This is a genomic window from Mycobacterium sp. NPDC051804, from assembly GCF_044452905.1.
Taxonomy (GTDB): Bacteria; Actinomycetota; Actinomycetes; order Mycobacteriales; family Mycobacteriaceae; genus Mycobacterium.
This window is the reverse complement of record NZ_JBITCD010000002.1, coordinates 644,430-667,961: the sequence shown is the minus strand read 5'-3', so window position 1 is coordinate 667,961 and position 23,532 is coordinate 644,430. Positions and strand designations below refer to the sequence as shown.

Sequence of the window (23,532 nt, the reverse complement as noted above, 5' to 3'; positions counted from 1 at the left end):
GCTGAGACTACGTCCAGCGCTTGTCGAAGCCGTCTCGGCGCAACGCGAGTTGCTCGTCACGGTCCTGTTGCGTGATGAAGTCCTCCTCGGCCAGGAATTCGCGTAGCTGGTCGTGGGTCATCACCTGTTGATCGACGATGCGGGGCTGGTTCGACGAGTTCGGTTCGATGTCTTGGAACCGAATCGCTAGTGTGCCCTGGTTCAGTCCGCTCGTTGAAATCCAGTTCGCAGCAAGAGGATCCGTTGGAGAAATCACGACTGTGTAGGTACCGGTGGGCTCGCCGTTCTCATCGACGTTTTCGCGGGCCTGTTCCATATTCAGGCTGGCAGGCTCATCCCAGTAGTTGTCGGTGATGGTCCAGATGTTGTAGGTCGGCACCACGAAGTACCCGGCATCGCCGGGATCGATGGTGAGCACGAGGGCCTGATCATCTTCCAATTGGAAGTGCCCGTTGCTCTGGAGCTGATTAGCCAGGAACTCCGCGTTGCTGGCAGGCTGACTGACGGTGTTGACCGCGCGAGCTTCGCCGGTCTCCGGATCGTTCGTCGCCAGCGCCATGTACTTCGCCTGTTCGTTTCCGCCCCGAACGATCAGGATGGCCGCGCTGAACACGCCGCGTAACACCGGCGGCATGTGCGGCAGTGGCGGAATCAATGACACCAGGGTGGTGAGCAGCGGGTTGCCGACGACGAAGTTCCCGAGAAATGCAAACCCGCCAATTTGCGCGAACAAGCTATCGGGCGGACCGCCAACGCGCTCGATGGACAGGCTCATCGGGGTTTCCTTGTTCCAGTCGCCCAGGGTGTCGCGTGCCGCAATGATCGTGGAGCCCTTGGTGAGCTGCAAGTGATTAGGCCGTCCGTTGGCAGGCTCCATGCTTACCGTGATGACGAAATTTCCGTCTGCATCGACTTCGAATTCGTCGTCGACGGTCAGCACCGTCGTCGTCGTTCCTGCCAGGCCCTCCAGCACACTGAAGGTGATATTGGAAGGCCGCGCGTCCTTGTTCTCCCAATCGTGGAACTGGCCTCTGATCTCATATTGCGACGCACCGTTGACGCCCATGAAGCGATAGATGGTGTCCGGGTTGTCGTAGAGAATTCGGGATCCGGGGACGTTCTGGCCGAACCAGGAATGCGGTGGGGCGACTTGTGTCACCACCGTTGGGTTCATCGAGTCGAGCAGCAGTTGCTGAAACGCGGCACCCATCGCATACTCGTTGACCGCTCTGTCAAGCGCGGCCATGTTCTCCCCATCTACTCCGCCGGGCCCATACAAATTGTGGGCCGCCGACAGAAATTGCTGTCGCAGAACAAGTTTCATCAATGCGACGGGAAAGGAATTTGCCGTCTGAGTGGCTAGGCGTTCGGCTTCCAATTGCTCCGGGGTCGCCAGCGGGCTGACGGCGGTGGTTGCCACGTCCTCGGCAACCAGTGCCGCGACCGTCCCTCCGGGCGAGGAGACGGGGGGCAACGATGCGGTATGCCCGATCTCACGACGCGCCGCAGCCAGCATGGCCCACAACATTGGAGACTGCAGTGGTGCGGCCGGGCCGCTGGCCGCCTGCGCGTCGAATCCCAAGGCGGACAGGACGGTACCGACCATCCCGTTGATGTGGGTGGTCGCCGGCGTGGGGAGAGAGGCCACCTGCATCGGTATTTTCGACGGCTCGGGGGCGTTCGAGAAGGACAACGTCTGAGTTGTGATGGACGGCGTATCGTCCACCACGGCGGTGCGCAGCGCATCATGCGGTACGGGTTCGCCGTCAACCGCCGATTTCGTGGTTGCCGTCCTCAGGCCCGTGAACGCCTGCCGCGGAGTGTTGACGTGGTCGCTGAGTATGGCGCGGTCCTTGTGCGTGAGCGTTTCGCCGGTCCTGCGGCTCTGCTCGTCTTCGGAGCTCGTCGGCGGGTTCAGCCCAGCGGATTCGTCGCTGTCGTTCGCCGTTTCCTCGTCGTCCTGGGCGTTGTCGCCTGCCTGCCCGGCGTCGCCATTCTTATCGCCCGAGCCCTCGTCGTCAGCGTCGTTGTCTTCAGCGTCCTTATCGCCCGAGCTCTCGTCGTCAGCGTGGTTGTCGTCAGCGTCGTCGTCCTCGGGGTCGTTGTTGTCCGCGTCGCCGGCACCGGTGTTCGCACCCGATGCACCCGTCGCTGCGGAACCTGACGCTCCGGTGGAGTCGGTTTTCGACGTTCCCGCGCCTGCTGATGATGAGTCCGTGCCTCCTGGCGACGAGTCCGAGGCTCCGTCCTGGGCCCATGCGATGCCCGGGCTGTCGGCAATGGCGACCCCGATCCCCAGCGCCACCGCCAGCGCGCCGATCCTGCCGATGAAACGTCCATACCCTGTGAGCGTCATTGCCGAGGACTTTGTAGCCAAGGGAGTGGGGCCCTTCCGTAGAGCAACTGAGGGAGTCAGCCGTTGCTCGACGGTATGGCGGTCCCTAGGTTTCCGCACGCACTTTCATGGGTTTGAAGGGCGCTGGAACCTTTCGTCGAGGCGCTAGATCATGTACCGTCTGGTACATGATTACCGACGATGGCATCGACATCGACGCACCGGCCACAGTTGTTTGGGATGTTTTCAGGGACGTCGAGCGCTGGCCGGAATGGACGGCCTCGGTCACCAGCCTGGCCGCCCTCGATGGGCCCGGAATTGCAGTGGGCAAGCGGTTCGAGATCAAACAGCCCCGCATGCCGAAGCTCGTCTGGGAGGTCACGGACGTCGAACCGGGCAGGTCATGGACGTGGGTGCAACGCTCGCCCGGCGGGCTGACCACAGCGAGCCACGACATCGAGGCAGTCTCCGACGGCTGTACCCGAGTACGCCAGCGGATCGACCAGCGCGGCCCTGTCGGGACACTGGTCGGCCTGCTCATGCGGCGGATGACGCGCCGATACCTCGCGTTGGAGGCCGCAGGCCTGAAAGCGCAAAGCGAGTCACACCACCTCAATGGCCCGACCGCCTGACCTCGAGCGCCGTCAAGAACTGCTCGATGCGGTGGTCGAGGAGTTCGCTGCACGCGGGATCGGTGATCGGTCGCTGCGCGATGTGGCGGCCGCGGTCGGGACCAGTCACCGGATGCTGTTGCACCATTTCGGGTCGCGCAACGAACTGCTGCTGGCGATAGTCGGCGAGGTCGAACGCCGCCAGATGTCGACCATGAGCGAGCTGCCCGCCGAACCAGCCGACGCCATTGCCGCCATGTGGGCCAACCTGCGCCGACCGGAGCTGCGTCCGTTCGAGCGCCTCTTCTTCGAGTGCTACGCACGCGGCGTGCAAGGCGAGCAGCCATTCGCGACGATGCTGCCGGGCGCCGTCGACAATTGGCTGGCCGATGACGCCGCCCAGGCGGTCGACCCCGCGACAATGCGGCTGGGCCTGGCTGTGGCCCGCGGCCTCCTGCTCGACCTGGTCGCCACCGACGCTTGCGATGAGGTCGACGCGGCGGCGGCGGCGTTCGTCGAATTGGTGCGCCGAGCAGGCGTTTAGTCGGCGGTCGTCGCGGGGTAGACCAGCAAGGTTGGGGGTCGCAAAGTGCAGCACATCGGCGTGTTGCGGATATGTCGATCAAGGGAGTGACCTGATGAATGTCAAGAAGAGCGTGCTGACGGCGGTATGTGCCGGCGCTCTTGCGGCCGGTGCACTCGGGGTTGGCGCGGGTGTCGCCAACGCCGATCCGAAATGGCAGCCGGGACCGCCGTGGGTTCCCGGTCCTGGAGTGAATGTCGGCGGCCCAGGAAACCCGCTGCCGCCGGGGCAGGGCTTCCTTCCGCCGCCGGGACATCGCGACTTTGTGGTGCCGGTGTGGGCGCCGCCGAAACCACCGCCGCCCTGGTATGCGCCGTGGGCTCAGGTCGAGTGGAACAGCGAACTGAACGCGTGGGGCGTTCAGTGGGAAGGCGGTTTCAGGACCGCTCCGTTCTAAATGACACGCCGCGGAAGCCCCGTCCATTTTGGACGGGGCTTTCGTGTTATTTCAGGACCCCTCGCTGTTGTGCCGCTCTCCAATGAATGCCAGAAGGCGCGGGTCGTCGGACGTGAACCGGTCCATCTCTTCACCGCCGTCACACCGCAACAGCGCAACCGTGACCGAGTCCGACTTGCGGGCCAGCACCTCCCACATCGCGCCGGAGTCCTGCCAGCGCTGCAGCTCTGCCACTCGGTCGACATTCATCCCTTCACGATGACACGGCGCAGCGTGACGAACGCCGGATCTGGGTAAGACCTGAGGTGTGACGGTCGTTCTTGCAATGCGTTGTGCCGATGGGCTGGTGATGGCGTCAGACTCGCAGATCACCGATCCCGTGCGTCAGGTGAGCTATCCGGCGCAGAAGCTGCACGCACTCGGCAAGCACGCTGCGTGGGGCGGGAGTGGTTCCCGCGCCGTGTTGTTCGACCTCGAGCAGATTTTCGATGCCGAGGCGGACGCGATCGTCGAGGCTCCCGACGTCGGACGGGCGTTACAACAGCGCGTCGTGCCTGTCCTCGAGCAGCACTACAGCAGTTTCATCTCCGACGTTCCGGGCGGAAAGCCGGGCGCGACGCCCTCGACGTACATGCTTGCCGCGGGCTACTCCGACGGACAACCGTTCATCGTCGACATCGACCCGCATGGTCTGATCGGGCACCACGAAGAGACGGGCTTCCAGGCAGTGGGCAGTGGTTCGCCGATGGCCCAGCAGGCCTATGCGCTGCTCGCACACTTCCAGATGGCCAAGCGCAGCGTCGATTACGGCGTCGTGGCCGCCCTGCGGGTCCTCGACACCCTGGACACCTCGTCGCCGAGCGTCGGCGGCCCGATGGACATCTGCCGGATCACACCGGACGAGGCACGGCACTTCGACGAGGACGAAGTCGAACACGTCCGCGAGCGCGTCGCCAAGTGGATTGAGTTGGAGCAGAAAACAATCGACGAACTGTTCGTATGATTTCCGGCGGTTAGGCGTGAGACCATCGCCGGATGCAACTGGGATTGCACGCCCTCGGCATCGGTGCCGGCGCCGATCGCGCTGTCATTGACGCGGTCGCGTCTGGAGCGGAACGCGCCGGCTTCGCCACCCTGTGGTCAGGTGAGCACGTCGTGATGGTGGACCGATCGACATCTCGTTATCCGTATTCCGACGACGGCCAGATCGCGATCCCGTCCACCGCGGACTGGATCGACCCGTTGATTGGATTGAGCTTCGCGGCCGCCGCGACATCGTCGATACGGATCGCGACCGGGGTATTGCTGCTGCCCGAGCACAATCCGGTGGTCGTGGCCAAACAGGCTGCGACGCTGGACTCTTTGAGCGCGGGCCGATTGACCCTCGGTGTCGGCATCGGGTGGTCGCGCGAGGAATTCGACGCGCTCGGTGTCCCGTTCGAACGACGTGGCGCGCGCACCAAAGAGTATGTGGCAGCGATGCGCACGCTGTGGCGCGACGACATCGCCTCATTCGACGGGGAGTTCGTCGCGTTCGAGTCGGTGCGTGTCAATCCCAAACCCGCCAACGGCGCGTCCATCCCGATCGTCCTCGGAGGCAACAGTGACGCGGCGCTGCGCCGGGTCGCGGCCTGGGGCGACGGCTGGTACGGATTCAACCTCGCGGGGGTGGCGGAAGCGGCCGAACGGATCGCGTACCTCGGCGACCAGTGCGCCGAACTCGGCCGCAACCGCAGCGAGCTGCGGGTGACTGTGGCGCTACGCGAATTGCAGATCGACGATGCCGCCGCACTGGCGGACCTTGGTGTCGACGAACTCGTCATCGTCGACGGCCCGCCCGACCACGCGCGAGCCGCCGGAGACTGGGTGTCGGCACTGGCCGAATACTGGCTTTCGTCGCTTCGTTAGCCGAGGAGCTCGATCACTTTCCGCTTCGCCTCAGCAGCGGCGTGCTGCTCCTGGGCATACAGCATCCCGAAGGTGAAGCCGCTCTCACCGACGGTCGTGCCCGCGATCAGTGCCAGCCGGAGTAGGGTCTCGGCCGCGATTGCGCCATCTTGGTGATCGCCGAGAACACGCTGAAATTGTTTGTAGTACTTCACTGTTCGTTTTGCGCTCGCGTCCAGCGGCCGGCGCAGCTCCGCGGCGTAGCGGGCCCGTTTGGCGGCCTTCCTTCCACGGTGCAGCAGTACGTCGTCACCCGATTCGATGCCGTCGACCAGCCGCTGGTCTGCCTTGCGCTCGGCGCGGTGGGCTCTCTTGGTCAGAGCTTTCAGGGAGATGCCGTCGGCGATCGGCGGGTCGACGCGCCACTGCTGCAACGTCTTTAGCAGGGCCAGATAGCGCGGCGAGTCCATCGCTTCGGTGACTCGTTGTCGCGCCTGCAGTTGGCCCGACTGGAGGTCGTTGTTGATTCTGTTGGCGACGGGGCCGAGCACGAGTTCCGGCGGTAACTCCGCGAGCGCTTCCCGGAAGCGACGCCGTTGGACCTGGCGATCGCGGACCTCGCCGAGCAGTGTCGCGAACCATTTGAGCTCATCCTCGACCCCAGCGATATTCTCGGCTTCCAAGAGCTTGCCGAACACCCGCAATGTGCTGCGCAGACGGCGGATTGCGACCCTGGTGTCGTGGATCGGGTCGCTGCCGCGACGCAGGCCCAGATCGCCGGCGAAGACATCGTCGATCTGCGCGTCTAAGTACTTTGCGATCGCTTCAGCAGCGGCCGGCGTGTCACCGTGGGGCGCCGACCAGTCGGGGTGAGCGGCGCGCGCCAGCTTCGACGGATACTGGGATGGCTTCGCACCGGACCTGGCGAGCCGATCGGCCAACTCGCATGGAATGGCTTTCGTCTTCGGACCCAGCTCGACCTCAACCTCGCGCCATGCGAGCAATCGATCCTCGACGGAGGCGCGCACCTGATCAACGTCGACCTCCACGCACACGCGGTTGCGCTTGGGCTCGCTGATGCGATAGCGATCGCGCACCGTGCGGATCGTCGCGATGTTGACCAACGGCTTGCCGAGCCGCATCCCAGTGAGCATCTCGGTGAGCTCGGACGGGGGCGTCTCCGACGGTGAGGTGCGAATCTCGACGCGGCCCTCTGTGTCAGGCACCTTCAACTGCCAGCCGGTGTCGTCGTCTCCGTCGCGCCGACGCAGCAAGACGCCGTGCGCCCCGAGGTCGCCGTCGGCCGTGTCGTAGTAAGAACTGGTCAGCTGAAGGGTCGTGTGGCTGACGTCCGCACCCTCGACAATGTCATCGAGGGTTGGAAGCACGAATTCCTCGTCGACCTCCCACTTCAGTTCACGTTCCACCACTTCGTACATGCTCTGAGGCTCCCCCCAACGCGAGCGGGCAAAACATGGGCCGGCGAGTCGAGGTAGGTAAACCTACCCTCAGTTACTCGGGGTAGGCTCGTCGAGCGATGACCGAGATTGACGAGGCCCCATCACCCGTCCTGCCCCGCGAGCTGACGTCGATATCCGACGAGGTCCGCGCTGTGAGTGCACCGCCGACTCCTGCCCTGGACGATCCGTACGGCGTGCGGCTTGTCGATGCCGCCGCAGACGCCGAGATGATCTCGGAGTGGATGAATCGCCCGCACCTGGTGGAGGCGTGGGAGTACGCGTGGCCGCCGGATCGCTGGCAGTGTTACCTGCAAGCGCAACTCGACGGCGACTACTCGCGGCCGTTCATCGGAGCTTTTCGCGGTCAACCCTTCGTCTACGTCGAGCTGTACCGGGCGGCGAAGGACTCCATCGCCCCGTGCTACGACGCGGATCCGTACGACATCGGCCTGCACGCGGCGATCGCCGAGATCCGGTTCGTCAACCGTGGGATCGCGCCGATCATGTTGCCACGCTTGGTCGCCAACATCTTCGAGCTCGAACCTCGTTGCCGTCGCATCATGTTCGACCCCGACCACCGCAACGCCGGAGCGCGGGCGGTGTGCGAGTACGCAGGCGGAGTGTTCCTTGGTGAGCACAACATGTCGAATCGGCGAATGGCGCTGTATGCGCTACCACGTTCACCGTCGGACGCTCCCGATATCGGCTAGCGTTTTCCAGCATGAAGAAGGCTGTGCTGTGGGTGCTCGGCGTCCTGATCGTTAGCGCCGTCGTCGGCTTCGCGGCCGGGCCGTGGGCTTACCGCGAGTTCATCGCCGGTGAGGCTGACGCCGAGTTGACGCTGCCCGGCCAGACGGAGGCGGCGACTACCGATGTCGACGGCACGTGGACCGTAGTGCCCGGCCCAGACGACGACGCCAAGCGAACGCAGGCGGGCTATCGCGTCGACGAGATCCTGCGCGGCTCGCCGCTGACCGTGAACGGCCGGACCCCGAAAGTCACCGGCGACGCCGCGGTCGCTGACTCGAAGCTGGAATCGGCGACGTTCACGGTCGACGTGGGATCGATCACCTCGCCGGAAAGTGCGCGCGACAACCAGTTTCGTGGCGGGGACATCCTCGATACAACCAAATTCCCGACTGCTGAGCTCCGCGTGACCCGACCCGTCGACGTCGCGTCGGTGCCGGAAAGCGGTGCCTCGACGACTCTCGATGTACCGGTGAGCCTGACGGTCAAAGGTGTCTCACGTGACATGACGGCCAAGGTGGACGTGCAACGCGCCGGCGACACCATTGTCGTCGCGGGCTCTGTCCCGGTCACCTGGACCGACTTCAACGTCACGCCACCGGATTTCGCCGGCTTTGTGAAGGTCGAGCCGACGGGCACGATCGAGTTCCTGGTCAACCTCGCCAAGAAGTAGGTGGGCTGAGATTCAGGGCAGCTGGTTGAACTCGGCGTAGCCGTCGTAGTCTGGCTTCATTGCCGCGGCGACCAATTCCCACAGCACTTCGTCAGTACCGCCGCCGACGCGCGCCAGCTTCATATCGCGCCACCACCGACCCAGCGGGGTCTCGTCGACGAGGTAACCCGAGCCACCGAAGATGTGCATGCACTCATTGATCACCTCTTCGCCGAGGCGAGCCGCATTGACCTTCATGGCCGCAGCCGCACGAAGATCCAGCTTGCCCGATACGGCGATGCCGTCCAGCGCGTAGCGCAACATGTCGACACGCGCCTGCAGGTCGGCCAAACGGAGCCGTAGCGCCTGGTGCTCATACAGAGTGTGACCGAACTGACGGCGGGTCATCATGCGGGCCAGCGTGATTCCGATGACGCGCTGAGCCGAGGTCGACACCAAACCGGCCACCGACATCCGCTCCTGCGCGAGCCCCCAAGAGATCGCGGCCAGGCCGATACCTGCGCGGGCGACGAGAGCGTCGGCGGGCACCCAGGTGTCGATGTGTACCGCCGCGGTATCCAGTGGGCCGGCACCGACCTTCCGGTACGGCGTCTGAATATCGCACTGCGCCAGGGGAACAGCGATGACGACCACGCTGCCGTGCTTGCTGTTGGGATCGTGGTCGACGTTGCGTGCCACCGCCATGACATGGTCGGCGATGGGGGACAGCGAGACGAACTTCTTGATGCCCTTGACCTCGAAACCGTCGCGTACGGAACGGACTTCGGTGCCGACGATCTGCAGATCGGATCCGCCGGACTGCTCGGAGGCGCCGATGCAGAGCACGGCCTCGCCGCGGATGGCCTGCTCGGCGATATTGCGCAGGTAGTCCGACTTGCCGAAGCGGCGCAGGATCGCGATCGCCGAGTCATGCAGTCCCACGCCGACGCCGATGCCGGCCGACCCCAACGTGCCGAGCTTCCGCGCGAGCGTGATCACCTTCGCGACGTCAGAATGCTGTTGTCCCTGGGGCCATTTGGCGGCAAATACACCCGATTCGCCGAGGTATTCGATGAGCTGGCGGGGAAAGCGTTCGGTCTCTTCGGCCTCGGCTGTCCACTTCGTCACCCGGTCGTCGAGGACGCGGTCGAGGAGCTCGCTGTAGTCATCTTCCGGTGCGACGTCGGCGGTCATCGGCTGGCGCCCTCGAGGTTGCGTTTGACCTCCAGCCGGCGCAGCTTCCCCGACGACGTGCGCGGCAGCGCGCCGGGTTTCACGAACACCACATCGGCGGGGACCACACCGCATTCCGACGCTACGCGGGCGACTACCGCACTACGCGCCGCGGGTTCGTCGTCGCCCTTGAACTCCGCGGTGATGATCAGTCTTGGTCGTGCGGTCGCCTCACCCGTGCCGATTGCGATCACGCAACCGTCACGCACACCGTCGATTTGTCCGGCGATGCGTTCGATCTCGTTGGGGAACACGTTGCGTCCGGCCACCGTGATGAGTTCCTTTGCGCGGCCACACACGACGAGGCCATCGTTGGTGAGGTATCCGAGGTCGCCGGTGGGCAGCCAATCCTGGGGATCGATCGGTGCGTGTCCGTAGTAGCCGTTCATGAGCGATGTGCCACGGATCTCGATCTCGCCGACCGCACGACCGGTCACCTCGGTGGAGTGCGGCTGCTCGGTGTTCACCCGCAGCTCCATCCCATCGATCGGGTGGCCGAGGACGGCGAAACTGCGAGTGGACTCACCCGCATCGGTGATGACGCTGACCTCGTCGATTCGCAGGCCCGAGAAAGGCTCGGGAATCGTTACCGCGCAGGTGGATTCGGCGAGTCCGTAGGATGGGGAAAGGGAGTTCGGGTTGAAGCCGAACCGGGCCATTTCGGCGGAGAAACGGGCATAGCCGTCGCAGTCGACGGGCTCGCCACCGTTGAGCGTGTAACCGAGGTTGCTGAGGTTGAGACCAGAGAGGTTGCTGCCGTACTTGCCGATGATGTTGAACGCCATGTTGGGCGCCGCTGTCATCGTGGCCTTGCTTTCGTCCAGCCAGTTCAGCCAGGAAAATGGGTTGCCCGCGAACGACTTTGTCGGCGCATGCCAAAGATCTGCCTGCGCCAGCGTCGATACCAGCATGACCGTCAGGCCCATATCGTGGTAGATCGGCAACCAGCTTTGCAGACGGCACTTTTCGTCGATGTTGATCCGCTTGAGCAGTCCGCGGAGGTTGGCCAGCGCGGCTGTGGGTGAAATCTGAGCCGTGCGTGGCGTTCCCGTCGATCCCGCGGTGCCCTGCAGGATGGCGACGTCTGCGGTCCGGGGTCCTTCGAAGGTGGTCGAACGCTGCGCGTGAGCGACATCGACGAGGTTGTGGATGACGATGTCGTCGGCTTGTTCGCGCAACAGCTCCAACTCGGTGCCGTGGCTGAAGACCGTGGTCACTCCGATGCCGCGGTATCTGTCCAGAGTGGTCTGGGCCCATTGCACGGGATCGGCCCGGCGGATGGGCCCGGGCAGGATCGACAGGCCGGCACCTGCGAAGAAGGCGCCCGGGATCGCGGCGAGGAACTCGACGTTCGGCTCGCCGACCAGGCCAACTGCGGTGGACCCGTCGTCGACGATGCGGTCGGCGACGTTCTCCGACCGCGCGTGGATCTCCTGCCAGGGATGGTGAACCCAGTTGTCGGTGTCGGGGTCGAGTACGGAGAGCTTGGTCGGGGCGCCCCGCATCGCGGCCGAGAGCGCTTCGGCCAGTACGGTCACGAGTTCGACTGGGCCGCGGGGACCTTGGCGAGAATGGCCGCTTCAAGGTCGCCGACCGTGTCGCAGGACAGCAGGTCCTCTTCGGACAACGCCACGCCGAGCTTGTCTTCGATGGCCACCATTCCGACGGCGAATGCCACTGAGTCGAGGCCGACGTCGTCGATCAGTCTGGACTCTCGGGTAACCCGGCGAATATCGACATTCATGTCTTCGCGCAGGATCTCGGTGAGAGCAGCGCTCACAGCTTCAGGATTAGACGAGGTCACGGCCTGGGACGGTACACGGGAATCCGAGGTGAGGCTAGCCTTACCTGGAGTGTGACGATGGTCGCGTCGGCCGCGAAACCGCGATATCCGCAGCTAGAGCGGTACAGTCCTTCGCAGTGGTGATGGATCTCGCCCGAGCTCGTCGCTCGAACCGCCAAACTGGCTGATAGTTCCTGTCGTCATAGCGATGGATTAGGTACCGCCAAATTACCGCAGAACCGCCTGGCGTCGAGCGCCCGGACGACGACGACTACTCGCCCGCGGCGGGAGCGCCGCCGGCGTCGAGCGACCCGCACGCCGAGCTGCTCACCGATCCCGACGCGCCGGCCAAGCCGCTTCGACCACTTCACCTGCGGCCATCGGCGATGGCGTGGATCTTCGCCGGCGGCATAGGTGGCACCGCGCTGCGCTACTACGTCGAGAAGGCCCTGCCGCACGACGGCGCCTCGTGGCCGTGGGCGACCTTCTTGATCAACCTCACCGGCGCCTTCATTCTGGGCGGCCTACTCGAAGGACTCGCCCGGCTCGGCGATGACTCGGGGTGGCGGCGGTGGACCCGCCTCTGCGCCGGCACCGGGTTCTGCGGGGCCTTCACCACGTACAGCACCTTTGCGCTGGAGATCGTGCTGCTGGGAAGGCAGGGCCACTTCGGCACCGCGATCAGCTATGGCCTGCTCAGCGTCGTGGGAGGCGTGCTCACCGCCTGGCTGGGCATCGTGGTCATGTCCAACATCCGCCGCGGGAGCGCGCGCGCATGTTGATTCCGATCCTGACGTTTATCGCGGGAGCCGCCGGCGCCGTGACGCGCTTCCTGCTTGACGCATGGACCAAACAGCGGTGGCAGTCCCCGTTCCCGTTGGCCACCGTCGTCATCAACATCACCGGATCGATGCTGCTCGGCGTGCTCGCCGGGGCGGTGCTGTTCCACGATCAGTCCAGTACCTGGCAGACCGTCGTGGGCACCGGATTCTGCGGCGGCTACACGACATTCAGCACGGCGAGCTTCGAGACGGTGCGGTTGGTCCAGCAGGGGAGGAAGGGGCTCGCGTTGCTCAACGCGGTCATTTCCCTGGTGCTGTCGGTCGCCGCTTGCGCGCTGGGATTTGCATTGGTGTGGGCGCTCTGAGCCCCTGACGCGTGAATTCTTGTCGTCGCCTCGATGCGTCGCGCGGAAACAGAGCAGACTGGGGCATATGGCCGCCAATCCCCGCGCCGGTCAACCGGCGCAACCCGAAGACCTCATCGATGTGGCGCAGGTCGTCACGGCGTACTACACCGTCGAACCTGACCCCGACAACGTCGACCAACAGGTGGTGTTCGGTACGTCGGGCCATCGCGGTTCCAGCCTTGATGCGGCGTTCAACGAGGCACACATCGTCGCGACGACGCAGGCCATCGTCGAGTACCGGCAGGCGCAGGGCACATCGGGGCCGCTGTTCATCGGACGTGACACGCACGCGCTCTCGGAACCGGCGTGGGCGTCGGCGCTGGAGGTGCTCGCCGCCAACGACGTCGTGGCCATGATCGACTCGGCGGACCGCTTCACCCCGACTCCCGCCGTCAGCCACGCCATCCTGACCTTCAACGACGGTCGTGATGGCGATCTGGCCGACGGGATCGTGGTCACGCCGTCACACAATCCGCCTCGTGACGGTGGCTTCAAGTACAACCCGCCCAACGGCGGACCCGCCGACACCGATGCCACCGGCGCAATTGCCAAGCGGGCCAACGAGATCCTGCGTGACGGTCTCAAGGATGTGAAGCGCATCCCGCTGGCCAGTGCCCTGAAGACCGCCGAGCGTCACGACTACCTCGACGCCTACATCGCGGACCTACCCAACGTCGTCGATCTGCACGCCATCAGCGCCGAGGGAATCCGCATCGGCGCGGATCCTCTTGGCGGCGCGAGCGTCGACTATTGGGGCGCCATCGCCGAGCAACACAACCTGAAGCTCACCGTGGTGAACCCGCTCGTCGACGCGACGTGGCGGTTCATGACACTCGACACCGACGGCAAGATTCGGATGGACTGCAGCTCGCGCAACGCGATGGCGTCCTTGATCGCCAACCGCGACAGCTACCAGATCGCCACGGGCAACGACGCGGACTCCGACCGGCACGGCATCGTCACGCCCGACGGCGGACTGCTCAACCCGAACCACTTCCTCGCCGTCGCGATCGACTACCTGTACGCCAACCGCCCGGACTGGCCCGCGTCCACCGCGGTCGGTAAGACGGCGGTCAGTTCGTCGATCATCGACCGGGTCGTCGCCGGGCTCGGCCGCAAATTGGTCGAAGTTCCGGTCGGCTTCAAGTGGTTCGTCGACGGATTGCTCAGCGGGACTATCGGTTTCGGCGGTGAAGAGAGTGCCGGGGCGTCGTTCTTGCGGCGTAACGGTTCGGTGTGGACCACCGACAAGGACGGCATCATCCTGGCGCTGCTGGCTTCAGAGATCCTCGCGAAGACGGGATCGACGCCGTCGCAGCGCTACGACGCATTGGCGGAAAAGTACGGTGCGCCAACGTATGCCCGTATCGATGCCCCCGCCAATCGTGAGCAGAAAGCCCGGCTTGCCAAGCTGTCGGCCGAACAGGTCAGTGCCACCGAGCTGGCAGGCGAAGCGATCACCGCCAAGCTGACGACGGCGCCGGGGAACGGCGCGCCGTTGGGCGGACTGAAGGTGACGACAGAGAATGCCTGGTTCGCGGCGCGTCCGTCGGGCACCGAGGACGTGTACAAGATCTACGCCGAGTCGTTCCGCGGGCCGGACCATCTTGCCGAGGTGCAGGAAGCGGCCAAGGAAGTAGTGAATAAAGTCATTGCGTGAGCTCTGACGCGGAGGGTGACTGTTCGACAGTTGCCGGGAAGCCGAAGCTTCCGCGCGAGGTCTGGCTGCTGGTTTCGGCCAACGTCGTGGTCGCGCTCGGCTACGGAGTGGTCTCTCCGGTTCTGCCGCAGTACGCCCGCCATTTCGGGGTGAGCATCAGCGCGGCGACCTTCGTCATCACGGCGTTCGCGGTCATGCGGCTGGTGGCCGCGCCGCCCGCTGGTTGGCTGGTGCAGCGCCTGGGGGAGCGCCGCGTCTACATCAATGGCCTGCTGATCGTCGCGGTGTCGACCGCGGTGTGTGCGTTCGCGCAGACCTATTGGCAGCTGCTGTTGTTTCGATCGCTCGGCGGACTCGGATCGGCCATGTTCTCCGTGTCGTCGCTGGCCTTGATGATTCGGATCTCGCCGCAGGACGCACGCGGTCGCGTGGCGGGCCTGTTCTCGTCGGGATTCCTCATCGGATCGGTCGGGGGACCGGTGCTCGGCAGCCTCACCGCGGGGCTGGGCCTTGCGGCGCCGTTCGCGATCTACGGCGCGGCGCTGCTCATCGCGGCCGCGGTGGTGTTCTTCAGCCTGCGGGGCAGCACGCTGGCGGATCCGGAGGAATCCGATGAGCCTGCCGTCACGCTACGAGAAGTGTTGCGGCACCGCGCCTACCTTGCTGCGTTGCTGTCCAATTTCGCGACGGGCTGGGCGGCGTTCGGGCTGCGGATCGCACTGGTGCCGTTGTTCATCGTGGAGGGACTCGGCCGGGGAACCGGCATCGCGGGCCTGGCACTGGCGACGTTCGCCATCGGCAACGTCTCGGTGGTGATCCCCAGCGGTTATCTGTCCGACCGGATCGGGCGGCGCAAACTGCTCGTCGTCGGACTGATGGCCGCGGCGATCTCGACGAGCCTGCTCGGGGTGACGACGTCGCTGGTGATCTTTCTGGCGACCGCGTACATCTCGGGTGCGGCGACGGGCATATTCATCTCGCCTCAGCAGGCGGCCGTGGCCGACATCGTCGGGAACAAGTCCCGGGGCGGGGGACCGGTCGCCCTTTTCCAGATGATGGTCGACTTCGGATCGATCGGCGGCTCGTTGGTCGTTGGCCTGATCGCCCAGCATCTGTCGTTCGGCTGGGCCTTCGGCGTCAGCGGCGCGGTCCTCTTCCTTGCGGCGATCGGCTGGGTATTTGCCCCGGAGACCTACGATCGGTCACCGGCCGAGCCGACACCGCCTCGACCGCTCGGGCCGGAGGGCTCGGGTGAAGTGCCCTGACCAGCGATTTTGAAGGCCCACCGCAGGTGGTGTAACTTCGATGAGCACAACAAGGGGCTATGGCGCAGTTGGTAGCGCACCACACTGGCAGTGTGGGGGTCAGGGGTTCGAATCCCCTTAGCTCCACCCATTTGAACAGGCAGTTCCCGAACAAGCTGGTTGCGACCGAGCATTCGTGGAACGAGCACACCGCTGCAAGCTGTCACGATCCTCGAAAGTTCCGATTGCCGCCGCCGGAATGCGTGGATGGTGCGCGCGGTTCATTGAGAGACCGCCCGTCCCGGCCATCGCGCACCCGGAATCACGATGAGGAGCACCGATATGACTGATTCGATGAAGGCCGTTGTGCTCACCCGTTTTGGCGGGCTCGATGCTTTCGAGCTGCGCGACGTCCCGGTACCTGACGTCCAACCCCGCCAGGTCCGGGTACGCGTGGATGCGACGGCCGTCAACCCGCTCGACTATCAGATCCGTCGCGGCGACTACGTGGAGCATGTGCCGCTTCCGGCGATCATCGGGCACGACATCTCCGGTGTCATCGAGGAAGTCGGATCCCACGTGACCGAGTTCGGCGTCGGCGATGCGGTGTACTACACGCCCCGGATCTTCGGCGGCCCCGGCTCGTACGCCGAGCAGCACGTCGCCGACGTCGAACTCGTCGGCCGGAAGCCGGAGAACCTCAGTCACCTCGAGGCGGCGAGCCTGCCGCTCGTCGGCGGAACGGTCTGGGAGTCCCTGGTGACGCGAGCGCAGCTCACCGTGGGGGAGACGATCCTGATCCACGGCGGCGCGGGCGGTGTAGGCACGATCGCGATCCAGGTTGCGACGGCGATCGGCGCGCGAGTGATCACCACCGCGAAAGCCGGCGACCATGAGTTCGTGCGTTCACTCGGAGCGGATGCGGCAATCGACTTCACGTCGACGGACTACGTCGATGCCGTGGCTGAGATGACGCGGGGTAAGGGGGTCGACGTCGTCTTCGACACCATTGGCGGCGACGCGCTCACCCGAAGCCCGCTGGTACTCAACGACTTCGGACGTGTCGTCAGCATCGTCGACATCGCGCAGCCGCAGAACCTTATCGAGGCATGGGGCCGCAACGCCGCCTATCACTTCGTCTTCACGCGACAGAACCGAGGAAAGCTGGATGCGCTCACCACGCTGGTCGAGCGCGGTCTCGTGAAACCGATCATCGGTGCGACTCTTCCGCTCGCTCGAATGGGCGAGGCTCACGAACTCCTGGAACACAGGCGGTCGTACGCACTCCGCGGCAAGGTCGCAATCGATGTGGCGGGCGAAACTGTTGCCCTTCCCGCTCGCATCTCTTAGCGGGACGCTTCAGGCGACTCCGACCTCGGGAAGTCCAGACTCCAGCCGCGGTAGGTGTAGTTGTCGTCACCCACACTGGGAGTGGGCAGGATCTGGATGTTGCTCCCGTCGCCGTATCCCGGCGATAAGCCCTGAACACCGCCGGACACGTACGTTCCATCGCCCCGGGCGATGTCGATGTGGGCACCGACGAATCCGCTGCTGAAGACAAGCGCCCCACGCGGCGGGTTCCGGTCCATGTGGATCTTTCCTTGCTCCAGGAGCGTTTGGTACATGGTCTCCGCAGCGCCGTCCCAACCGTATTCGGCCTGAGACACGCCGAATGCGTGCGCCACCAGAGCTTCACATCCGTAAATGCCGAATTCGTCTGTACCGAGCAGACTTTCGGCCCTGGCAATGGCGGCGTCGGCTCCAGGGATTCTCTGCCGTGGCTCAGCTGGAGCATTCGCTGCGAACAGGAGTGCCGCGGCCAGGTACGTGACCACCAGAAGGAAGCATTTTCTGACGTTCAACTTGTGGCTCCGATTCCCGGCCTGCGTGGTCGATGATGCACCCATGCCCCTTCCTGGACCGTTTAAACGCGACCAGCAAAGTTGATCACATTCGTGGGCATTCGACCCGACGAGTTGCTTCGAATCTCCGTTACGGCATGTGACCACAGGGTGCGAGACTGACTAGGTGGACCATGCACCGCCAGTAGGCATTCTCGGAGATCTACCAGCACGCGACTTCGTGGTCTCGCCTGGCTTTGCCGGCCTCGTGGCACTGTTGGCAGCGGTTATCGCGGCGTGCGCAGTGCTCTACGCGTCGAGACGCGCGCGTCAGCGTTTCGAACAGCAGCGCGATAGAGACGAAAGTCGTCAGGAACAGGCTCGTCACGACGCAGAAGGCGCCCTGGCTTGGGAGCGGTGGCAATGGGTGGTTGACACCGCCGGGATAGAGCCGGCCGCGAGCGAGGGTGCCACCCTGGGCCTTGGGCCCGCGGTGACCCTGGAGTTGTTGGGTGGGCTGCTCCGTGATGCCGAGCGACTCGGCGACGAGACGCTCGCCAAGGCTGTGGCGGTGTATCAGGAGCAACTCTTGTTGGTTCTGGCGCAGCAGGCCGGTCCAGTTTCGGATGTCGTGGGGACAACGACCACGCGGCCGCCCAATGGGACGCGCGAGAATAGACCTGCACCGGCGCCCCAGAGACTAAGCACGCCACCGACTGTCTCGGCTGAAAACCCCTCCACCGAAACGCCTTCCGCTGCGGTGGCGCCGGGCAGTGGAGGGCGGCGTCGCCGATGACGACCACTCGCCAACACATCGAGGACCTCGACGTCGAAAAATGGGCGGCACTGACGCGACGCGCGGCCGCGGAGTCGGTCGCCGCCGCGGAGCGGTTGGGGTTGCATCCCAGGGCTGAATCAGTCGCATTGGCGGGGATGAGTGAGCGCGAACTCGCCCAATATCGCGAACGCAACGGGCCGCCGGTGCCACGCCGGTCGCTGGCGATGCAACTCGTCGAGGCCGACCATCTGCGCCGGGTGGCCGAGGAGCAGGCACGAGTAGCGCATCAGGGCCGGCTCGACGCTGAGGCGGCGGCCAAACTCGCTCGGGCCGAGGCCGGAGAATCAGCACGCGTTGCGACGGCGGCGGGTGAGCAGGTCCGCGCGATGGAGGCTGAGGCTAAGCGCAAGGACGCTGAAAGAAGGGCGGAGCGGGCGGCCGACCACAAGGCGGTGCAACAGGCGCAGGCCGAGATCGAGCAGGTGCGCGCTGATGCGGCGGCTGAGCTGGCGGCGGCCGCTGAGAGGGTTCGTGCAGCGGACGCGCGTGCCGCTGAGCGGAGCAGCGAACGGACGACCGAGCGCGCGGCCGGTGAGCAGACGGTGCAGCAACTGCACGCCGAAATCGAGCGGGTGCGCGCTGCTGCGGCGGCTGAGGTGGCAGCGGCCGAAGAGAAGGTTCGGGCGGCGGAGGCGCGTGCCGTCGAACGGAGCACCGAGCGGACAACCGAGCGGACGACGGGCGAGGAGGCCGTCCAGCGTGTGCGCCGCGAGTTGGAAAAGTTGCGCTCGGACACCGCCGCTGAGGTGGCAGCGGCGCGTGGGCAGGCAAGTGGTGACGTGGCCGCCGCGCGCGAGGCCGCCGAGGCCGAGGTCGCCGCGGCGAGAGAGGCCGCAGAAGCGGAAGTCGCTCGCTGGGAGGCTCACGCCGTGAATATGGAGCGATGGGCGCGAGGCGAAGTGTCGACTCAACTGTTGACGATTCCCGTTCCGCCCCCGGAGCTACGTGCCGAAATCTGGTCTGTCGAAAGCACTATCGACATGCTCTACCAGATCTGTCACGTGCTGGAAGTGGTACTGGCTGACGACGTCGAGTCGCCGTTCGTGCCCGATCTCGACTTCACGCGCAGCCTCACGGGGAAGGCGCAAGAGCAGGCCAAGGATCTGACCCACGAATTGGCCACGCTATCCACCCGGTACTCCGATCAGTCTGTGGCGGAGGCCGCCGCCGGCTACGCGGAGGCCGCCGGTGACGCCTATCGCGCACTTCTCCAGCGCATAGACGCTGGTGTCCAGCGGCTGGGAAGGCGCTTCCACAGCCCAGATGCGGAGATCCTCGCGACGATCACGGCCATGCTTGCTGACCTCCGAGCGCAAGGTCTTCACTAGAGCATGGGTGTGCTGGACGGCCGGGTCGCATTAATCACCGGCGGCGCGCGTGGGCAGGGTCGCGCGCATGCGTTGGCGTTGGCGGCCGAAGGGGCGATCGTCGTAATCGCGGATGCGCCCCGGCCGATGAACCTGACTTATCCGCTCGGCACCGAAGATGACCTCCGCGAGACGGTGAAGCTCGTCGAGGAGCTCGGCTCCGTTTGTCTCTCGATCGCCACGGACGTCCGCGATGCCGGTGCGGTGGCCGCCGCTGTCGAGGAAACCGTAAGCAGCTTCGGACGTCTCGACATTGTCGTCGCCAATGCCGGAGTCGTGAGCACGGGACCGCTTGAACACGTGACCGACGAGATGTGGCACCAGCTCGTGGACACCAACTTGACGGGCGTATTCAATACCCTGCGCGCCGCTGTTCCCGTCATGCGGCGGCAGCGTTTCGGGCGGATCGTCGTGACCTCGTCGATGGGTGGCCGAATGGGAATCCCTGAACTGGCGCCGTACAACGCCACCAAGTGGGGAGTCATCGGCCTCGCGAAGTCGTTGGCGTTAGAAGTCGCCAAAGAGGGCATCACCGTGAATGTCATGTGCCCCACCACCGTTCACACGCCGATGGTGCAACCCGTCGGCGCCGACGATGTTCCTGACGAATTGGTGCAGCGGATGATGAGGGCAAATCCGATACCGCAGCCCTGGATTGAACCGGAGGATGTGAGCCGTGCGTTGCTCTATCTGGTCACAGATCCAGGTGTCGTCACGGGCAGCGTCCTCGAAATCGGGCTCGGCGGTAGCGCGCGAATTCACTGACGGTCATCCGTCATCCGATGGGCGAGCGAGTGCGGCACGTCGATGACGACACGCGACTGGACAGTCAGTCCACCGCCGCCATCCCGGCGGGTGTCCACGCGCCAATCCACCGCTGGTCAGCGATGTCTGCCATATCGTCGCAAAACCCAAGGGAGAGCGAACCGATACGACTAGCGTGAGTGCACCCGGAGGTCGTCTTCGCCTCCCCGAAGGTGATTGGTTGGGTGGTGCGGTTGGACGTCGAACCGGACGCTGAATCCGACACCGAACATTCCGATGTACTGACCCGGCATCGGCGCGACCGCGCCGTGATGGCGGTCGTGCTTCTGCTGTTGTTCGCGTTCTCGTACAGCGAGGATTACGTCTTCGCGATCCTGGAGGCGGCAGGTCGCGACGAAATCGTGGCTTGGCTGTTGGGACTGGTCGGATTCGACGTCGCGGTGTTGGCTCTGGTGGGACTGCTGAAGCGCGCCATCGCCCGCGCCGACGGTGACTCACCGCGACTGTGGCAGTGGTGGTGGAGCTCGTTTGCCGCCGTCGTGTGTATCGACGTGTTTTTGGTTCTGCTGCCCGAGGATCATCCGTTGTGGATCGACCTCACGTCGTCGCTTGCCTTGGCGATGCTCATGGGGCTGCTCATGATGGTGTCGCTCAACGGAGATCCGCTCACACTGTTCAGCGCGGCGAGACGCACCGCGGCACCGACCGATTGGGCGCGTGTACGCGCCGTAGTTCCTTTGGTGGTCGGCACCATCGCTTGCTATATCGCCGCCACCGCGTTCGACGACTTCTTCGATCTGGACACGGTGCGCGTGTTGGACCCGGAGATGGAGGCCGAAGTCGCCGCGATGCCGTTGCCCGAGCAACTCGGTGCGTTCGCGACCCTTTGTGAGGGCGCCGTGAGTCCCGCCTTCTTCCAGCAGGTCGTCGCAGTCATCCCGCTTCTACTGCTCACGCTCGGTGTGGAGTTCAACTTCTTCCGGCGCGCGCTCGAGGAGCCCGCTCAACGTGCCGCCGCGGCGGCGACCGTCGCCGTGATGGCTATCGGGCTGCTGCTCGCGGTGTCGACGCTGCCGTGGGTCGGCAGTGGATGTGGCGGCGTGCTCGGCTATTGGCACGAATATCTGACTTTCGTCGTCGCGGTCCAGGGCATCGCGACCGGTTTGGCAACGCTGCTGTGGCTGCTCGTTGTCAGCGCGCCCGATCAACGCATCCCCGTGGAGGCCCGGTCGTGACTGAACTCGCACTGCGCCAACGCGGGGACCGAGCGGTGTTCGGTGTCGTCTTCCTGATGCTGTTCGTGTTCTCCTACAGCGAGCAGGTGGTGTCGGGGGTGTTCCCCGCCATCGGGGGTGGCGGGCAGACCGCGTGGCGGGTTGCGGTGATCGCCGTGGACGCCGCGGTCTTGGGTGTTGTCGGACTGATGAAGCGCGTCATCACCAAAGGCGATGGCGACGCGTCGCGGCTATGGGGCTGGTGGTGGGCCGGCGTCATCGTCCTGCTGGGCGTCGACGTGTTTCGGCTGTTTCCCGTGCATTCGATTCAGGTCGACGTGGTGACCGCCACTCTCTACGCCGTCGCCATGGGCTGGACGACGGCGGCGTCGCTGAACTCTGACCCGCTCACACTGTTCAGCACGGCACGTCGGGTGGCTCTGCCCACAGACTGGCAACGGGTGCGCGCGATTGTGCCGTTGGTGCTGGGCACCTACCTCTGCTATCTCGCCGCGAGTGCGTACGTCGACTACTTCAACGTCGACACTATGCGGACGCTCGACGCGGCGACCGCGGAGCTCGTCGCCGAAATGGATGTGTCCCAACAGATGGCGGTGCTGTCGCAGCTGTGCGAGGGCGCGATCAGCCCGGTGTTCTTCCAGCAGATCGTCGGTGTGCTGCCGGTGCTCCTACTCACCCTCGGTATCGAGTTCAACTATTTCCGCCGGACGCTGACCGATGCAGGCCAGCGCGCGGCCACGGCGGCCACCGTGACGGTGTTGGCAGTTGGCCTCGTCGGAGCACTGTCCACGCTGCCCTGGGACGGGCAGGGTTGTGACGACGTGCTGTCCGGCTGGCACGAGTATCTGGCGTTCCTGTTCGCAGTGCAGGGCATCTTCACCGGATTGGCCACTCTCGTATGGCTTCTCGTTTCGAGCACCCCGGACGAGTCGACGTGAACCGGTAGTCAGCCGAACCTGACTCCCGTGAGTTCCTGCGACACGTTCCACATGCGTGCGGCGTTCTCGTTGTTGCGCAACGGCTTCCACACCTTCTGCTCACCGGGAGGGCCGCCGACGTTCCCGGGCCACTGAGGTCCGTAGAAGACGCCATCCTTCGCATCCGGCGAGACAGCGGCCATCAGAGCCGGGAGCCGCGCGCTGTCCACCGTCCCGACGATCAGACCTCGAAGCGAGAGCCAGCGGATCAATCGCACACCCATGGTGTCGTCGGCCCGTCCGAGCTCGGGGCGCGCCGCGAGAAGGCTGGTCGGGGCGACGCCGGGGTGTGAGATGTTGCTCGTGATGCCCCAGCCCTCGGCTGTGCTGCGGCGGCCGAGCTCGAGCCCGAACAGGCAACTGCGATCTTGGACTGGCGGTAGGCGCGAGACTGCGAACAGATCGCGGATCCGCACGAAAACACGATCTCTCCGCAGTTTCAGCGGATAAGGCGGCGCGACGGCGCATACATGTTTGCCCGCAACCCGGCGGGGTATTGCGTGTGACTGCACGGGCTCACCCGATGAGGCGCAGTGCTCAGGAGGTGACAGTGGCAAGACGAAACGAGTACACAGGCAAGGATTGCGACCGCGGGCATCCGACGTACTTCCGGGTTGTCACCGTCGGTTCCGGACCCGAGTCGCGACGTGGGCCATCCTGCTGGTTCGACGACTGCCCGGTTCATCGAGCATGGCAAGAGGTGGCCAGCCAACGCAGCGCCAGAGCAT

The 23,532-nt window shown here is 65.1% G+C and carries 23 protein-coding genes, 1 tRNA gene, 1 pseudogene and 1 riboswitch; of the genes and pseudogenes, 17 read left to right on the top strand and 8 right to left on the bottom strand.

The genetic code is table 11. The features are described from left to right. Positions 1 to 7: 7 nt before the first annotated feature. The gene (locus ACIA48_RS08940; protein WP_396729850.1) at positions 8 to 2,356 is read right to left on the bottom strand and encodes a hypothetical protein; all 2,349 of its coding nucleotides are present in this window, start codon (positions 2,354 to 2,356) and stop codon (positions 8 to 10) included. A gap of 167 nt (positions 2,357 to 2,523) precedes the next feature. Between ACIA48_RS08940 and ACIA48_RS08935 the strand changes: the two genes are divergently transcribed. The 3 genes from ACIA48_RS08935 (at position 2,524) to ACIA48_RS08925 (ending at position 3,926) form a co-directional block, all read left to right on the top strand. After that, the gene (locus ACIA48_RS08935; RefSeq protein ID WP_396729848.1) at positions 2,524 to 2,967 is read left to right on the top strand and encodes an SRPBCC family protein; all 444 of its coding nucleotides are present in this window, start codon (positions 2,524 to 2,526) and stop codon (positions 2,965 to 2,967) included. Then, on the top strand, positions 2,951 to 3,490 hold the full coding sequence (locus tag ACIA48_RS08930) for a TetR/AcrR family transcriptional regulator (protein ID WP_396729845.1): 540 nt from the start codon (positions 2,951 to 2,953) through the stop codon (positions 3,488 to 3,490). Before ACIA48_RS08935 ends, ACIA48_RS08930 begins: the two co-directional genes overlap by 17 nt. Positions 3,491 to 3,584: 94 nt before the next feature. Then, positions 3,585 to 3,926, top strand: coding sequence for a hypothetical protein (locus tag ACIA48_RS08925; protein ID WP_396729842.1), 342 nt, complete (start codon positions 3,585 to 3,587; stop codon positions 3,924 to 3,926). 51 nt (positions 3,927 to 3,977) lie between these two features. Here the strand turns inward: ACIA48_RS08925 and ACIA48_RS08920 are convergent, their stop codons facing one another. After that, complete coding sequence (locus tag ACIA48_RS08920; protein ID WP_396729839.1) at positions 3,978 to 4,175, bottom strand: hypothetical protein; 198 nt, start codon at positions 4,173 to 4,175, stop codon at positions 3,978 to 3,980. A gap of 58 nt (positions 4,176 to 4,233) precedes the next feature. Here ACIA48_RS08920 and ACIA48_RS08915 point away from each other — a divergent pair, with 58 nt between their 5' ends. Together ACIA48_RS08915 and ACIA48_RS08910 are read left to right on the top strand one after the other, a co-directional pair. Continuing rightward, on the top strand, positions 4,234 to 4,929 hold the full coding sequence (locus tag ACIA48_RS08915; RefSeq protein WP_396729837.1) for a proteasome protein: 696 nt from the start codon (positions 4,234 to 4,236) through the stop codon (positions 4,927 to 4,929). Positions 4,930 to 4,961: 32 nt separating this feature from the next. Next, complete coding sequence (locus tag ACIA48_RS08910) at positions 4,962 to 5,834, top strand: LLM class F420-dependent oxidoreductase (protein ID WP_396729835.1); 873 nt, start codon at positions 4,962 to 4,964, stop codon at positions 5,832 to 5,834. Here the strand turns inward: ACIA48_RS08910 and ACIA48_RS08905 are convergent. After that, positions 5,831 to 7,252, bottom strand: coding sequence for a CHAD domain-containing protein (locus ACIA48_RS08905; protein ID WP_396729832.1), 1,422 nt, complete (start codon positions 7,250 to 7,252; stop codon positions 5,831 to 5,833). The two genes, ACIA48_RS08910 and ACIA48_RS08905, sit on opposite strands and share 4 nt — an antisense overlap. A 98-nt stretch (positions 7,253 to 7,350) precedes the next feature. Here ACIA48_RS08905 and ACIA48_RS08900 point away from each other — a divergent pair, with 98 nt between their 5' ends. Both ACIA48_RS08900 and ACIA48_RS08895 read left to right on the top strand, forming a co-directional pair. Continuing rightward, entirely contained in the window at positions 7,351 to 7,983 is a 633-nt protein-coding gene (locus ACIA48_RS08900) for a GNAT family N-acetyltransferase (protein WP_396729829.1), read from the top strand. Between the two features lie 11 nt (positions 7,984 to 7,994). Further along, complete coding sequence (locus ACIA48_RS08895; RefSeq protein ID WP_396729826.1) at positions 7,995 to 8,693, top strand: YceI family protein; 699 nt, start codon at positions 7,995 to 7,997, stop codon at positions 8,691 to 8,693. 12 nt (positions 8,694 to 8,705) lie between these two features. On the opposite strand, the gene mbtN is transcribed toward ACIA48_RS08895, so the two are convergent. The 3 genes from mbtN to ACIA48_RS08880 are packed head-to-tail and all read right to left on the bottom strand — an operon-like array spanning position 8,706 to position 11,709. Beyond that, positions 8,706 to 9,866 (bottom strand): mycobactin biosynthesis acyl-ACP dehydrogenase MbtN, encoded by a 1,161-nt coding sequence (gene mbtN, locus ACIA48_RS08890; RefSeq protein ID WP_396729823.1) that lies wholly within the window; start codon positions 9,864 to 9,866, stop codon positions 8,706 to 8,708. Further along, positions 9,863 to 11,434: a long-chain-fatty acid--ACP ligase MbtM gene (mbtM, locus tag ACIA48_RS08885; protein WP_396730729.1), complete on the bottom strand. Its 1,572-nt coding sequence runs from the start codon at positions 11,432 to 11,434 to the stop codon at positions 9,863 to 9,865. The genes mbtN and mbtM overlap by 4 nt, the downstream gene beginning before the upstream one ends. Positions 11,435 to 11,439: 5 nt before the next feature. Continuing rightward, positions 11,440 to 11,709: an acyl carrier protein gene (locus ACIA48_RS08880; protein WP_396729820.1), complete on the bottom strand. Its 270-nt coding sequence runs from the start codon at positions 11,707 to 11,709 to the stop codon at positions 11,440 to 11,442. A gap of 109 nt (positions 11,710 to 11,818) precedes the next feature. Continuing rightward, positions 11,819 to 11,892: riboswitch (Fluoride riboswitch) on the top strand. 182 nt (positions 11,893 to 12,074) lie between these two features. Between ACIA48_RS08880 and crcB (ACIA48_RS08875) the strand changes: the two genes are divergently transcribed. The 6 genes from crcB (ACIA48_RS08875) to ACIA48_RS08850 all read left to right on the top strand — a co-directional run bounded on the left by crcB (ACIA48_RS08875) (position 12,075) and on the right by ACIA48_RS08850 (position 17,131). Then, a complete protein-coding gene (crcB, locus tag ACIA48_RS08875; protein ID WP_396729817.1) occupies positions 12,075 to 12,470 on the top strand; it encodes a fluoride efflux transporter CrcB in 396 nt (131 codons plus the stop codon). Continuing rightward, entirely contained in the window at positions 12,467 to 12,835 is a 369-nt protein-coding gene (crcB, locus tag ACIA48_RS08870) for a fluoride efflux transporter CrcB (RefSeq protein WP_396730727.1), read from the top strand. The genes crcB (ACIA48_RS08875) and crcB (ACIA48_RS08870) overlap by 4 nt, the downstream gene beginning before the upstream one ends. Before the next feature lie 67 nt (positions 12,836 to 12,902). After that, positions 12,903 to 14,537: a phosphoglucomutase (alpha-D-glucose-1,6-bisphosphate-dependent) gene (gene pgm, locus ACIA48_RS08865; RefSeq protein ID WP_396729815.1), complete on the top strand. Its 1,635-nt coding sequence runs from the start codon at positions 12,903 to 12,905 to the stop codon at positions 14,535 to 14,537. Further along, entirely contained in the window at positions 14,534 to 15,802 is a 1,269-nt protein-coding gene (locus ACIA48_RS08860) for an MFS transporter (protein ID WP_396729812.1), read from the top strand. Before pgm ends, ACIA48_RS08860 begins: the two co-directional genes overlap by 4 nt. 53 nt (positions 15,803 to 15,855) lie before the next feature. Continuing rightward, positions 15,856 to 15,928, top strand: a tRNA-Ala gene (locus ACIA48_RS08855). Between the two features lie 195 nt (positions 15,929 to 16,123). Further along, entirely contained in the window at positions 16,124 to 17,131 is a 1,008-nt protein-coding gene (locus ACIA48_RS08850) for a zinc-dependent alcohol dehydrogenase family protein (protein WP_396729811.1), read from the top strand. Here the strand turns inward: ACIA48_RS08850 and ACIA48_RS08845 are convergent. Then, positions 17,128 to 17,616: a hypothetical protein gene (locus tag ACIA48_RS08845; protein ID WP_396729809.1), complete on the bottom strand. Its 489-nt coding sequence runs from the start codon at positions 17,614 to 17,616 to the stop codon at positions 17,128 to 17,130. The two genes, ACIA48_RS08850 and ACIA48_RS08845, sit on opposite strands and share 4 nt — an antisense overlap. 798 nt (positions 17,617 to 18,414) lie before the next feature. Here ACIA48_RS08845 and ACIA48_RS08840 point away from each other — a divergent pair. The 4 genes from ACIA48_RS08840 (at position 18,415) to ACIA48_RS08825 (ending at position 22,765) form a co-directional block, all read left to right on the top strand. Next, the gene (locus ACIA48_RS08840) at positions 18,415 to 19,788 is read left to right on the top strand and encodes a hypothetical protein (RefSeq protein ID WP_396729806.1); all 1,374 of its coding nucleotides are present in this window, start codon (positions 18,415 to 18,417) and stop codon (positions 19,786 to 19,788) included. Positions 19,789 to 19,791: 3 nt separating this feature from the next. Further along, complete coding sequence (locus ACIA48_RS08835; RefSeq protein WP_396729804.1) at positions 19,792 to 20,592, top strand: mycofactocin-coupled SDR family oxidoreductase; 801 nt, start codon at positions 19,792 to 19,794, stop codon at positions 20,590 to 20,592. Between the two features lie 311 nt (positions 20,593 to 20,903). Then, positions 20,904 to 21,827 (top strand): hypothetical protein, encoded by a 924-nt coding sequence (locus ACIA48_RS08830; RefSeq protein ID WP_396730725.1) that lies wholly within the window; start codon positions 20,904 to 20,906, stop codon positions 21,825 to 21,827. Beyond that, the gene (locus ACIA48_RS08825; protein ID WP_396729802.1) at positions 21,824 to 22,765 is read left to right on the top strand and encodes a hypothetical protein; all 942 of its coding nucleotides are present in this window, start codon (positions 21,824 to 21,826) and stop codon (positions 22,763 to 22,765) included. The genes ACIA48_RS08830 and ACIA48_RS08825 overlap by 4 nt, the downstream gene beginning before the upstream one ends. A gap of 8 nt (positions 22,766 to 22,773) precedes the next feature. On the opposite strand, the pseudogene ACIA48_RS08820 reads toward ACIA48_RS08825, so the two are convergent. Further along, positions 22,774 to 23,192 (bottom strand): annotated as a pseudogene (locus ACIA48_RS08820) (short chain dehydrogenase); the annotation flags it as partial. Positions 23,193 to 23,532 lie beyond the last annotated feature (340 nt).

Bases quoted from the DNA above. Each gene is read 5' to 3' on its own strand.
- ACIA48_RS08940 (WP_396729850.1), bottom strand. From the start codon at position 2,356: ATGACGCTCACAGGGTATGGACGTTTCATCGGCAGGATCGGCGCGCTG.
- ACIA48_RS08935 (WP_396729848.1), top strand. From the start codon at position 2,524: ATGATTACCGACGATGGCATCGACATCGACGCACCGGCCACAGTTGTT.
- ACIA48_RS08930 (WP_396729845.1), top strand. From the start codon at position 2,951: ATGGCCCGACCGCCTGACCTCGAGCGCCGTCAAGAACTGCTCGATGCG.
- ACIA48_RS08925 (WP_396729842.1), top strand. From the start codon at position 3,585: ATGAATGTCAAGAAGAGCGTGCTGACGGCGGTATGTGCCGGCGCTCTT.
- ACIA48_RS08920 (WP_396729839.1), bottom strand. From the start codon at position 4,175: ATGAATGTCGACCGAGTGGCAGAGCTGCAGCGCTGGCAGGACTCCGGC.
- ACIA48_RS08910 (WP_396729835.1), top strand. From the start codon at position 4,962: ATGCAACTGGGATTGCACGCCCTCGGCATCGGTGCCGGCGCCGATCGC.
- ACIA48_RS08905 (WP_396729832.1), bottom strand. From the start codon at position 7,252: ATGTACGAAGTGGTGGAACGTGAACTGAAGTGGGAGGTCGACGAGGAA.
- ACIA48_RS08900 (WP_396729829.1), top strand. From the start codon at position 7,351: ATGACCGAGATTGACGAGGCCCCATCACCCGTCCTGCCCCGCGAGCTG.
- ACIA48_RS08895 (WP_396729826.1), top strand. From the start codon at position 7,995: ATGAAGAAGGCTGTGCTGTGGGTGCTCGGCGTCCTGATCGTTAGCGCC.
- mbtN (WP_396729823.1), bottom strand. From the start codon at position 9,866: ATGACCGCCGACGTCGCACCGGAAGATGACTACAGCGAGCTCCTCGAC.
- crcB (WP_396729817.1), top strand. From the start codon at position 12,075: ATGGCGTGGATCTTCGCCGGCGGCATAGGTGGCACCGCGCTGCGCTAC.
- pgm (WP_396729815.1), top strand. From the start codon at position 12,903: ATGGCCGCCAATCCCCGCGCCGGTCAACCGGCGCAACCCGAAGACCTC.
- ACIA48_RS08850 (WP_396729811.1), top strand. From the start codon at position 16,124: ATGACTGATTCGATGAAGGCCGTTGTGCTCACCCGTTTTGGCGGGCTC.
- ACIA48_RS08840 (WP_396729806.1), top strand. From the start codon at position 18,415: ATGACGACCACTCGCCAACACATCGAGGACCTCGACGTCGAAAAATGG.
- ACIA48_RS08835 (WP_396729804.1), top strand. From the start codon at position 19,792: ATGGGTGTGCTGGACGGCCGGGTCGCATTAATCACCGGCGGCGCGCGT.
- ACIA48_RS08830 (WP_396730725.1), top strand. From the start codon at position 20,904: ATGGCGGTCGTGCTTCTGCTGTTGTTCGCGTTCTCGTACAGCGAGGAT.